Below are 12,605 nucleotides of genomic sequence, written 5' to 3'. Positions count from 1 at the left end.
CGTCTTGGCAATAATGGCTGCATACTCCGCCCTAGTCATGCTCGCTTCTGGCTTAAATGTTCCATCGGGAAAGCCCAAAATTAGCCCTCGCGTCACCAATCCCTGGATAAATGCCACCCCCCAATGATTGCCCAAGTCACTAAATAGAGCAGGTCCCGTCATCGGTGCTGCGACTTGAGACGAACGTAATGCGACAGGTCCTTGCACCCGTGCTGGATTCAGCTGGTTGCCCACTGAAACCAACGTCAAAGACGTGCTATTTTGCAGATCGACCTGACCGTTATCCCGCAGGATGTTACCGGCTGGGTCTTGGCTGCTGCCTAAATCGGGTCTAGAATCCCCCGTGACCACCAGACCTCCAGAAGTATTTTTCTCAATCAAATTGCGGCGCAGTACGGGTCGCGCCCCACGAGAGAGGAAAATTCCCGCATTATTACTCACCAGGTTGTTGTCTGTGACTAAGGGAGCCGCCGAATCGCTAATCGCAATACCATAGCCGGTTTTTTGACACAGATTGCGTCGCAGTTCCCCTTTCGCATGGCGCACCAAAAAAACGCCACTAGCCGCGTTTTGGATAAATATATTATCCAGAATTAAGGGTTTACCGGTACCGGTGACAAACACCCCCTCACGACCGCAGCCCGTGAATGTATTGTTGGCAACAAGGGGGGCTGTTGATTCAACCCAGACTGCCGTGCCCTTTTCTGCCGGATTGGTGACCGTGATGCCTCGCAATTGAGCCTTCGATTCTAGTCGCAGGGTGATGTTTTGTACATTAAACGTTGGGCTGTTGTATTTTCCACTGCCAACAATTAAGGTTCCTTTCCCTTTACTAGGTTCATGTCCCAGCACCATCACCCCAGCAGGGACAACTAAGGGGAATACTTCTCCCCCAGAGGCATTATAGGTTCCCGCTGATAACTGAATCGTCGTTCCCGTTGACGCGGCAGCGAGTGCCCGCGTTAAGGTTTTGAACGGGGACTGGGAGTTACCAGTACCGGCATCCTTGCCAGTCAGGGGGTTGACGTAGAGAGTGGACTGAACCATATTTGTTTTTTACCAGAACAAAACAATGGGAGCATCACAACTAGGGAGGAAATGCGATCGCGTAGGGCAATCAACCACTTCAGCTGATTCTTTTATGCTCCCCCCTAGACCCCTTTGGCAAGAGGAGTACTTGAGATGGCCTGGCAGAATAGTGAATATTTGTGCGCGATCGCTTCCTCTACTGTTTCTCTTACTTTAGGAGGGGCCCCAAAACTAGGGAGGAGATGCGATCGCACAGACACCACTTTATAGAGGCTCTTCACTTGAGTTGAAACCAATCCTCTGTACGGGCAAGGTATGTCTTGCCTCTACCGTTTACTTTCGTCCGCCTGCGGGGCTAAATGCGAGGAAAATATTTTAGCCTATCTACGCAGGCTACTCTTCGGGAAGGCTTTTGTTTGTAACCCCAAGCTGTGCGAGACTTCTTTCTCATCTGCCGACGTTCACCCAGGAATTTGCTGCTGAAATTCCTCCAATGAGCCAATCGTGATTGCTTGTCTCAACAGCGTTTTCAAAACTAAATCCTCATCGATTTGATTAATGGTTTCTTCTAGGGAATTCGGGACATTTTCAAATCGCACTCGCAGAACTTCCAAGATATCCTCTCGACCTTTTTGCAGGATTCCGTCTAGACGAGCGAGGATTTCGCGTGTCTCAAGATTAGGAACATAGCTTTCTTGATGTTCTTCTTCTCTTTCATCTTTAGGAAGTAATGCGTCAATACGTTCCTGGAATTCTCCTATTGAGCGGGCTGCGATCGCTTGTCCAAATAAGGTTTTCAAAACTGACTCATCCTCAATTTGATTGATGGCTTCTTCTAGAGGATTCGGTACACTCTCAAATCGAATTCGGAGAACTTCAAGGACAGCTTCTCGACTCTTTTGCAGGATGGCTTCTTGACGAGCTTGTTGAGCTTGCTGAGCTGCTTGCTGAGTTGCTTGTTGAGCTGCTTGTTGAGCTGCTTGTTGAGCCGCTTGTACCTCTTGTTGAGCTGCTTTTAGAGCCGCTTCAGCTTCAAGAGCACGGCGCTCATAACTCAGAATATAAGGCATTTGATTTTCCTCCTCTAAACGTGTCAGTTCTTGCTTAAAATCACGCTCCAAATTTTTCGGCAACCTCATCATCCACTCGATGAGCCGCAGTAACTCCAGAATATCTTGACGGCTGTATCCTCGTTGATAGAGACTCTTGGCAATTCTTAATCTCCCCTGATACCGCCCTTGAGGGTCTTTGTTGGTTTGCTGGGTGGTGAGATGAGCTAATACGATAATGGCAAAGGGATTGGTACTTGCTTCTAGTGTAGGCAGTTGGTAGTCAAGCAGCTTGACGGTTGGAAATTTCAACAAAACTTGGCAACCCCAAATTTCATAGCTGTATTGGGTTGGTCGCCAAGAGGGTTGGTCATCAGCTAAAACGGCTAAACTGGCAACTTGCCGTCGATAGCGGTCAAAAATGCGGTTATTGTAAACATACATCCGCTCGGCGAAAACAGTCTGGACTTGACTTTGGATTTCGATGTGAACCAGTACCCAAGTTTCTTCACCGTCAAGTCGCCAAACTTTGACTAATTTATCGGCTTCTCTCAACCCAATCTCGGCATCAGGTGTAATTTGTTGCAGTTCTTTATCGAGAAATTCATAGCCTCGATTCCAGTCGATGTTGGTATCAATTTTGGGGAAGAAGAATTCGATGAAGGCTGGGAAATAAAGGGAGAGTGCGTCTTTCCAAGGATTGTCGTAATCAGCATGTTGTTCGGTCATTCAAAAGATTTTATGTTAACTTGCTGCAGGGCGATAGCCAACGCTATCACTCTTGAAGCGCGTAAGGGTTTCGCTTCTACAATGCCGATAGTGCGATCGCATCTCAAATCATCAAGTGAATTGCCGATGACCTCAAGGGGTTTTTCAGTATGGGATGTCATGAACTTTCCATTGATTAACTTTATTTTTTTGCTTAGCGCTCATTTGACAAATTTACAAAAATATGGACAAAAGTCGCCCAGTGAACTTTTCTACCGCTGTAATGGGTGAAACCCAGGTTGACTGATACCATATCTGTCTTTGAAGACCATTATTGGACAACGGTCTCCAATCTCTCTCCCTTGTCTTCCTTGTCCAAAAACTGTGGTTAGGCAAACTAAGTTCTTGCTCGCCGCTTATCCTTACTATTGAGGGCTACCCTTTAAAATTGGGGAGCATCCCAAAACCCTACCTTGTGACCCCAATTGTAAAACCCTTATGGTAAAAGACCAGCACTATGATTGAAGTCGAGCATCTCAGCAAAATCTACGGTTCTACCCCAGCCATTGAGGATGTTACCTTCAAGGTTGAGCCTGGGGAAATTTTGGGATTCCTAGGGCCAAATGGTGCTGGGAAAACCACAACTATGCGAATTTTGGCCGGATATTTACCCGCATCCAACGGTACAGCGCGGATTGCTGGCTACGATGTGCATGAAAATTCGATGCAAATCAGACGGCGGATTGGTTACTTGCCAGAAACGCCCCCCCTCTACCGGGAAATGACGGTTGAGGGATTTTTGCACTTTGTCGCACGAATTAAAGGCGTTGTGGCAGGCGATCGCACCGAACGAGTCAACTGGACGATGGAACGCTGCAACCTAACCCAAAAGCGCAAAATCCTAATTCGCAAATTGTCCAAAGGCTTCCGCCAACGTGTCGGGATTGCTCAAGCGATCGTACACGACCCCCCGGCAATTATTCTCGATGAACCCACTGTAGGACTCGACCCTCGACAAATCATCGATGTCCGTAACTTAATTAAAAGCCTCGCCGGAGAGCATACAATTATCCTCTCGACCCATATTCTGCCAGAGGTGAGTATGACCTGTAACCGCGTCGCGATTATCAACCGAGGTCGGATTGTGGCAACTAATACTCCCGAAAACTTGATGGCTCAGTTGGCTGGAGGGGCAGGTTATGAGCTAGAAGTAGATGGCGATGCCCGAAAGTTACAAAAACTCTTACAGATTGTGCCTGGAATCTGTATGGTCGAACTCGTTAAAAATCCCGAACTACCCGCAAATCGCTCCCTGCTTCGTATTGTCAATGCTCCCGGTGCCGAACCCGGACGCGATATTGCTGCCGTCACCTTCGGGGCAGGATTAGGAATTCATGAACTGCGACGGACTCGCGTCACACTAGAAGATGTGTTTTTAGAACTGACAACACGGGAACAACCTGTTGAACAGTTGAATGATGAGCTTGAGGAGCCTGATATGATCGCCGATGCAGCAGTTGGAGGAGAGCAGTAGATGGGTGTCGTTATTGCCAACATTTTGGCGATCGTTCGCAAGGAATTACAGGGTTATTTTGGTTCACCTCTCGCTTATGTAGTCGCCAGCATATTTTGGTTGTTGTCGGGCTTCTTTTTCGTAGCGATTCTTCTGAGTCCAGATGGCATCATTCAGCAAGTCGCGCAGCGAGACCAAATGGGGGTACCTGCACCACCTTTGGATGTGGCGTATGAATTTTTAAATGCGTTCTTGGGTGTCCTCGGCCCCCTAACGTTGTTTGTGCTGCCCGTTCTCTCGATGGGGTTGTATGCAGAGGAACGTAAATACGGGACATTGGAACTATTGGCAACCTCTCCAATTACCAACTGGGCAGTGGCTGTCGGCAAATTATTGGGCGTGCTAGCCTTTTTTATCTTCATGATCCTGCCCTTGCTGGTTTATGAAGCGATCGCACTCTCATCCACCAATCCCCCCCTCCCCCCTGCCGTCCCTTTAGTCGCTCACACCGGATTAATCTTATTAGCCGCTTCCATCCTCTCTTTGGGAATGTTCATTTCCTCGCTGACCGACAGCACAATTTTGGCAGCTTTTATCACCTTTGGTCTGAATATTTTCCTTTGGGTGATTGGTTGGGTTGCCCAAAGTATAAAGGGACCCATTGGTGAAGTGATCGGTCATTTATCCTTGCTAGAAACCTATAACAGCCTTGTTAAAGGCATCCTCGATCCCAGTAGCCTCATTTTGTTTGCCACTTACATTATTCTAGGGATATTTCTAACCGCTCAATATATCGATGCATTACGCTTCCAGCGCACTTAAGTCAATAGCTTATGGGGGACTGGAGAATGGGAGACAAGGAGGAACTTGCACCCAAAACCTCTTTCACAAGAATTACTCATTACCCATTACTCATCCATGAGGACTAATGACTAATAACGAATGACTCCTATGAAGACTATCAAAAAAAAACCGAAAAATAATTATTTAAAATACCTGTTTTGGCTCGGCCCAATTCTGAGCATCATGGGTCTAAGCGCCAGGGTGGTCGCTGGCGAATGGTCGCCAATATCTTCAGGGTTGCTGATTGCTGGACTAGCAATTATTGTATTGTGGCTGATTTTGTTAGGTAGTTCACCGGGTTTTTGGGGACGTCGTTCTACTCAAGCCGGAACGAATGCTATTATCGCCACGCTGGCAATGATTGTGATTTTAGGGCTGATCAACTTTTTAGCAGTTCGCTATGGACAGCGAATAGACTTCACGGAAAATCAGCTGTTTACCCTCTCGCCCTTATCGCAACGGGTGGTGAGAACATTGCAGCAGCCAGTGAAGGTTTGGGTGTTTTCGCCGAATCCTAACCCAAATGACCTGGAATTGCTCAAGAATTACCGTCGTTATGGGTCGAAGTTGGACTATGAGTTTGTTGACCCGCAGTTAAAACCGGGACTGGCTCAACAGTTGAATGTTAAGTTACCTGGGGAAGTTCACCTCAAGTATGGTCAAAAGCAAAAGTTGGTGCAGACGGTAAACGAAACTGATCGCCTATCGGAAATTAAGCTGACCAATAGTATCGAACAATTAACGAGCGATCGCATCGATAAAGTCTACTTCCTCCAAGGTCATGGAGAACGCCCCCTAGATGAGATAGAAGGTGGACTCTCTCAAGCACTGAGTGCCTTAAAAGATAAAAGCTTTACTCCCCTACCTCTCAACTTAGCTGAGCGATCAGAAGTTCCCAAGGATGCTTCTTTGGTCGTTGTTGCGGGTCCTAAGCGGGCGCTGTTTGAGCCAGAAGTACTAGCGCTGAACAATTATCTCTTAACGGGTGGCAGCCTACTGTTGATGCTCGACCCGGAAATCAATGCTGCAATGGATAGCTTACTCGCAGACTGGGGTGTCAAGCTAGATCGTCAGATTGTCATAGACGCTTCGGGGCAAGGGCGTGTAGCAGGATTAGGCCCCGCCACACCGTTGGTCACAACCTACGGCAACCATCCCATTACCAAAGATTTTGGCAATAACTATTCTCTCTATCCAGTTGCTCAACCCATTGAGGTTATTCCTAAACAAGGTGTGACGGAAACTCCCCTGCTGCGTACCAACGAACAAAGTTGGGCAGAGAGTACCCCTGAGAAGCAACCCCTACAATTCGATCCAAAAAGCGATCGCCCAGGCCCCTTAACCCTAGCTGTTGCCTTGAGCCGCAAAGCTATACCCTCGTCAGCGTTACCCGCGTCAATACCACAGGCAACGGCAAGTCCTGGGAAGTTACCCTCCCCTTCACCCTCTCCTACGGGGCAAGGCAAAGCCTCACCCACACCAACAGCTCAAGCAACCGCAAGTCCTGGGGCGTCACCCTCTCCTACGGGGCAAGCTAAAGCCTCACCTACACCCACACCACAGGTAACAGTAACTCCAGGGACATCACCCTCCCCTTCATCCTCTCCCATCGGACAAGCATCCCCTTTATTGGCAAATGAGGGGCAGACTGATAAGAGGACATCGGAGTCACGACTGGTAGTTATCGGAAACTCTAGCTTCAGTACAAATGGTTGGTTTGAGCAGCAACTAAATGGAGATGTCTTCCTCAACTCCGTCAGTTGGTTAAGTAAGCGGGACGATCAAACCCTTTCCATCCGTCCCAAAGAACAGAAAAACCGTCGCACTAATCTAACATCCATGCAAGCTGGGATACTAGGTTGGACAGGGCTATTGATTATGCCCTTATTGGGATTGATGACAGCTGGAGTGATGTGGTGGCGACGCCGTTAAGATTGAAAGTTAGAAGTTGAAAGTTGGCAGGTTGTTCGTGCAGCGTCGGAATTGGTACGAGAACCTAGCCCAACTTGACAGCTGAGAGTTATAAACTTCCAACCTAAAAATCTACCCCTACCCTTCGGGAACGCCTATGGCGAACGGGGAACGCTACGCGAACAACCTTCAACATTCAACCTTAAAACTTTCAACCTTCAACCCCTTGAGTATGAAGCTACAGCGGACAACTCTGGTTTTATTAATCACAGCAACATTACTAGGTGGTGGTGTTTATTTTTCTGAAATTCAGCGTGCCCAAAACCAGGAAGTGACTAAGACCACAAAGGAGCCAATCTTTGCCTTTAAAGAAGACCAGATTGAATCTCTAACAATTTACACGAATACAGAAACGTTAGAATTTGAGCGGGTCAGTGGGAAAGGGAGAACAACCAATTGGCAGATGAAGCAGCCCAAAGAAGCTCCTGCAAGTGATGCGGCTGTAGCATTTCTCTTGGACTTGCTAGTGGAAGGAAAAAGCGATCGCTCTTTTTTTATCCCTGGTAACCAGCGTCAGGAGTATGGATTAAATCAACCTTTAGCAACTGTAAAAGTACAACTCAAAAATAAGGAAAATCATCGGTTAGTCTTAGGTAAGCCCGACTTTAATCGCAGTTTCCTTTATGCGCAGGCAGACTCGCCGCAGCAGACACCAGGGCAATTGAAAGTACTATTAGTACCGATAGACTTTGACTATGCCGTAAATCGCCCGGTTTCGGAATGGCAAAGCCAAGCGGAAAGACCTAAAAGTCCTACTCCTTCACCAACGCCTACGAATTCTAATCCCTCACCGACGGCTGAAACTCCTAAACCTTCAGCGACGCCTAAGAGTACAAAGTCCTCACCAACTTCTGCCACTCCGAAGCCTTCACCTTCTCCGGAAAAGCCGAAGCCCTCACCCTCTCCTGAGAAACCGAAACCCTCATCGGCGACTCCAAGTCCGAAGCCCTCACCCTCTCTTGAGAAACCGAAACCCTCATCGGCGACTCCAAGTCCGAAGCCCTCACCTTCTTCTGAGAACTCTAAGCCCTCATCAGTGACTCCAAGTACAAAACCTTCACCATCTCCGGAAAAGCCGTAACCCTAACCTAATAAATTACTGAGAAACGTGGATTAATTAAGTTGCAAAATTTGCAAGTTGTAAGTCAGGGCCTCGCAATGCCATGCCCCGATGCAAAAAATTAGAGGTTAATAAATCCTCAATCCTGAGAATGATGCCCTTGATAAGGAAATGGGGGAGTAGTAATTAATCTTGAGTAGCTGTTTTGTGCTGACCAAGAGTCTGTTTGAGCTTTTGGTAATGTAATTGTTGACTCTTTTTGCTACGCTAAATTCAGGTTTTGGAACTCTGCCGAAAATAATATTTTTCCACTAGATATTACAGTAAACGCTGCTCCACATTTAGTTTGCACAACATGAAAGGCATATCATTATTTTTTTTGTACTATAAAAGATATTATGTTGTCCGCTCTAGCTTCATCAAATATGCCTATTAAAGCATTTAAACCAAAATGCACTGTTCATCGTGAAAGTCTATCTCATTTGCTTCTACCACTTGGTCACGATAAAACTAATTCCTCTAAATATTTAGAGCCACGATTCCGCTTTGTAATTCCTAGTAGCAATAAAGTTCGTGTTGTAAGAGGACTCTTGTCTGCTTTTGAAAGTACAAGCTTGATTCATGCTACCGAGAGCTTAGGTTTCAGTACCCCTACTGCTTTTGATAAGTCAGTGCGAGCATGTGAACGCCGTCACACAGTTGATCTGGGTATGAGTGACGCTATCATGTTACGTTTGAAAAGCTACTTACCAGAAATTGTACAGATAGATGGTGTACGTTGGAGATTAAAACGCTTTACTCATCATTGGCGATATATTAAGTACTTTTCCAAAGGTCATTTTGTGCCTCATTATGATGGAGCAAAAATGTTGCAATACCCCACCCCATCTATCAGTATTTTTACTGTACAAATTTATTTGAATGATGATTTTACGGGTGGAAATACTCGCTTCTATTCTGACTATGAACCTGTCCGATATGCTAGTCATGATATTCCTCTTGGGGAAGTGAAAAAGTTTAAGCCATCTAGTTCACCTACTCATGAAGTAAAACCAGAAGTAGGTAGCGTCTTGATCTTCGATCACGTTAACAATGTTCTACATGATGGTGCTGAAGTAAAATCTGGAGTGAAGTACATTATGAGAGGTGATGTACTGTATGAAGTGTTTGAAGAAGATATTTCTCTATTACTACATAATGTATCTACATTAGCTCCTAACATACTACATTGGTGTCCAGAAACAGCAATTAAGTATGGTACTAGGAACCATATCGGGGAAGTATGGTTATGTGACTGTGCTGATGATGGTCACGGTTCTGGTATTCATCAGTGTGAAACTTTTTCTTGTGCTGATGAATATGTTTCCAAGGAAGATTCCAATGAGAAAAAGGTAGAAGTCTCTCCTGCATCCACAGGAGAATTTATTAATGGCTTGCGTGCGAAAAATGTGCAACCATTGATATACATTTTAGTAAGTGGTAAACGAGCCTCAGGTAAAGATTACATAACTAATCTGCTTTACGATTCCTTAATTGCCAAAGGTATTTCAGTTTACCGCACTGCACTCGGTCATATCAATAAGCGTTCATATGCTGCATCAATTGGTATTGATGCTATGCGTTTAGAGAATGACCGTGAATTTAAAGAATCTCATCGTCTTGCTATGATCGCTCACCACACAGCACGAAATGCTCAAGATCCAGAATGGTGTCTAAAGGAAGTAATATCCAATGCGAAACAAGCCAATGCAGAGGTATTATTACTTAGCGATATCCGCACACTACAAGACTTACATTGGTTCAAGCGGCAGCCTGGTGAAGTGGTACTGTTACGTATAACGGCATCCGATGAAACCCGCAAGTTAAGAGGATGGTATCCTTGCCCAAAAAAAGATTCCTTGCATACTGAAACTGAACTTGATAGTTTTTTAAATTGGACAGCCTGTTGGGATAACAGTGATTTTTCTAAAGAAAGTACTCAGCTATTGCATGAATGGATAGAATACACTGTAATTCCTAGAATTCCCTTATCAAAATTACGATTTGGAGCGGCTTTTCAACCATGATTAGAAGAGTGGAACTTCGCCATCTTCTGTCACTCTCCGAAATAACGAAGTAATAAAAAAGCCAGATTATCCGTTACCATTAGAACTTAAAAGTTCTTTGATGGCGTTGTAAGCTGGTTTTCGATGATAAGACGGGTCAAAAATCAGGGGTGCTTCTACCTCGCCCGTCACATCGGCAATCCAAGTATAGCGGTCTGTAAATCCCCAAGTAATTAGCGCTGTACATTTTTTAGCCTGTAGGCACGCTTGGAGAAGATCTCTATAAGCCTTTGCTTGTTCTGCCAAGCGCTTTTCCAAACTTCCTTTACCATCCTGAATTTTCATATCCAATTCAGTGAACTGAACCTCCAAACCCAGTTGATTGAAGCGATCAAAGTTCTTTCTCAGGGAGTCTAGCCTTGGTAAGTAGCTCAATCCTAAGTGGGATTGGAAACCTACTCCATTAATCGGTACACCACGTTGTAGCAAACCTGACACTAGAGTATAGACACCATCTGACTTTTGATTGATTTCTTCCGTCATATACTCCCCATAAAATAACTTGGCTTGTGGGTCAGCTTCATGGGCCCACTGAAAAGCCATATCAATATATTCAGGGCCAATATTTCGCAGCCAAATCGTGTCACGCAAGGAGCCATCTCGATTAATGGCTTCATTCACGACATCCCAAGTAGGAATTTGACCTCGATAACGACCGACTACAGTCTTGACGTGGGTTTCTAAAATTTTGATCAATTCGTCCCGGCTGAAGTTGCCTTCATTGATCCATTTAGGTAATGAATAGTGCCAGACCAAAGGGTGACCGCGCACTTCCATATTATTGTCTTGGGCAAACTTGATTAATGTCTCGACCTGGCTAAAATCGTAGCGATCGCGCGTTGGATGTACGAACTCAAATTTCCATGCATTTTCGGGTACTAAAATTTTAAACTCGCGTGCCAGAACCTTTCGATAGTTGGCATCATTCCAGAAAGGCCCCATGTCTACTGACGTACCGATGCCTATTCCGCGCTTTTGAGCCAGCTCACGTAGAGGAGCCTCGGATGTTTCTGTTTCTGCGGCTGCTGTAGCTGAGAGGATTGGTGCTGATGGTGTCGCACTTACCCTAAATAGGATTAAAAAGGATACCAGCACACCCACCACTAAAGCCAGAAATAGACGGTACTTCATACAGTTATCTATCAAGTTTAATTCTTGATGAGTTTTGAATTGAGAGTTTAATTATCTATAGAACTTAATGCTTTCTACTTCCTCACACCTACTCACTCAAAACTCAAAACTCCTAGTTTAAACTCAAGGCTGAAGCGAGAAGTTTGAAGGATGAAACATTCAGACTTGATACTTTCGTAAAAGTCTAAAATTTTATCCAACTCCCATCTATTGGGCACCTACGGACTGGTGGGAGTTGAACAATCTTTCTAGCGAGAAGAATGAAATTTTTCAGCCTTCATTCTTCTTACTTCATCCTTTTTTAAGCAGTTTTAGGTCATTGCTGCCGCTTCTCGTGCCGCTGCGGCTTCGTCTGGATGAATGCCTAAACGGGTAAGATTGACGCGCCCTTTGCTGTCAATTTCTCGAACTTTGACAACAACTTCATCCCCGACAGCTACTTCATCCTCTACCCGACCCACTCGATAGTCGGCGAGTTGAGAAATGTGGATCATGCCTTCTTTCCCAGGCAGCAATTCTACAAAGGCACCAATGGGAATAATCCGTGTGACGCGACCCGCATAGACATCCCCTTCATTGAGTTTACGGGTCATGCCTTGAATAATGTTAACCGCTTTCTTCGCCTTTTCACTGTCGATCGCAGAAACGGTAATCGTACCATCATCTTCGATATCCACCTTGGCACCCGTTTGCTCGGTAATGCCCTTGATCGTTTTGCCGCCAGGGCCAATCACCAGACCAATCAGTTCTGGATCAATTCTCATGGTCAGCAGGCGAGGTGCAAAGGGCGACAACTCCGTGCGGGGTATCTCAATCGTCGCCAGCATTTTCTCCAGGATATGCAATCGCGCCGGTCGGGCTTGCTGAATCGCGTCGGCAATCACATCCATCGACAGACCGCTGATTTTCATGTCCATTTGCAACGCCGTGATACCAGTGTCGGTACCCGCGACTTTGAAGTCCATGTCACCCAAAAAGTCTTCAATGCCTTGAATATCGGTGAGAATGCGGACTTCATCCCCTTCTTTAATCAGACCCATTGCCGCGCCACTCACCGGCTTGGTAATGGGTACACCGGCATCCATCAACGCCAGGGTAGACCCACAAACCGAACCCATTGATGTCGAACCATTGGAAGAAAGCACTTCTGACACGACCCGGAGGACGTAAGGGAAGTCTTCTTGGGGTGGCAATAC

9 protein-coding genes and 1 pseudogene are annotated in these 12,605 nt (G+C 45.9%); 5 read left to right on the top strand and 5 right to left on the bottom strand.

What is annotated here, in order from left to right; translation table 11 throughout:
- The 3 genes and pseudogenes from V6C93_RS25285 to V6C93_RS25275 form a co-directional block, all read right to left on the bottom strand.
- Positions 1-1,047, bottom strand: a 1,047-nt coding sequence (locus V6C93_RS25285; RefSeq protein WP_333479435.1) for a DUF1565 domain-containing protein, incomplete at its 3' end; no start/stop codon positions are given.
- Positions 1,048-1,841: 794 nt separating this feature from the next.
- Positions 1,842-2,807, bottom strand: a pseudogene (locus V6C93_RS25280) (transposase); the annotation flags it as partial.
- Positions 2,804-2,968 carry a hypothetical protein gene (locus V6C93_RS25275; RefSeq protein WP_333479433.1) on the bottom strand — a complete coding sequence of 55 codons (165 nt, stop codon included), beginning with the start codon at positions 2,966-2,968 and terminating at the stop codon, positions 2,804-2,806. The gene V6C93_RS25275 and the pseudogene V6C93_RS25280, both read right to left, overlap by 4 nt.
- A 335-nt stretch (positions 2,969-3,303) precedes the next feature.
- Here V6C93_RS25275 and V6C93_RS25270 point away from each other — a divergent pair, with 335 nt between their 5' ends.
- The 5 genes from V6C93_RS25270 to V6C93_RS25250 all read left to right on the top strand — a co-directional run bounded on the left by V6C93_RS25270 (position 3,304) and on the right by V6C93_RS25250 (position 10,239).
- Positions 3,304-4,320: an ABC transporter ATP-binding protein gene (locus V6C93_RS25270; protein WP_333479432.1), complete on the top strand. Its 1,017-nt coding sequence runs from the start codon at positions 3,304-3,306 to the stop codon at positions 4,318-4,320.
- The gene (locus tag V6C93_RS25265) at positions 4,321-5,121 is read left to right on the top strand and encodes an ABC transporter permease (RefSeq protein WP_333479431.1); all 801 of its coding nucleotides are present in this window, start codon (positions 4,321-4,323) and stop codon (positions 5,119-5,121) included.
- Between the two features lie 129 nt (positions 5,122-5,250).
- Complete coding sequence (locus V6C93_RS25260; protein WP_333479430.1) at positions 5,251-7,074, top strand: GldG family protein; 1,824 nt, start codon at positions 5,251-5,253, stop codon at positions 7,072-7,074.
- 136 nt (positions 7,075-7,210) lie between these two features.
- Complete coding sequence (locus V6C93_RS25255; protein ID WP_333479429.1) at positions 7,211-8,194, top strand: DUF4340 domain-containing protein; 984 nt, start codon at positions 7,211-7,213, stop codon at positions 8,192-8,194.
- Positions 8,195-8,598: 404 nt separating this feature from the next.
- A complete protein-coding gene (locus V6C93_RS25250; protein ID WP_333479428.1) occupies positions 8,599-10,239 on the top strand; it encodes a 2OG-Fe(II) oxygenase in 1,641 nt (546 codons plus the stop codon).
- A 66-nt stretch (positions 10,240-10,305) separates the two neighbouring features.
- Here the strand turns inward: V6C93_RS25250 and V6C93_RS25245 are convergent, their stop codons facing one another.
- Positions 10,306-11,409 carry an endo-1,4-beta-xylanase gene (locus V6C93_RS25245; protein ID WP_333479427.1) on the bottom strand — a complete coding sequence of 368 codons (1,104 nt, stop codon included), beginning with the start codon at positions 11,407-11,409 and terminating at the stop codon, positions 10,306-10,308.
- A 311-nt stretch (positions 11,410-11,720) separates the two neighbouring features.
- Positions 11,721-12,605: S1 RNA-binding domain-containing protein (locus V6C93_RS25240; protein ID WP_333479426.1), on the bottom strand; the 885-nt coding region annotated here is incomplete at its 5' end.

The sequence above is a fragment of the Allocoleopsis sp. genome (genome assembly GCF_036703385.1).
Taxonomy (GTDB): domain Bacteria; phylum Cyanobacteriota; class Cyanobacteriia; order Cyanobacteriales; family Coleofasciculaceae; genus Allocoleopsis.
Note: the sequence above shows the minus strand (reverse complement) of the source record. Positions and strands in the feature narration are given on the sequence as shown.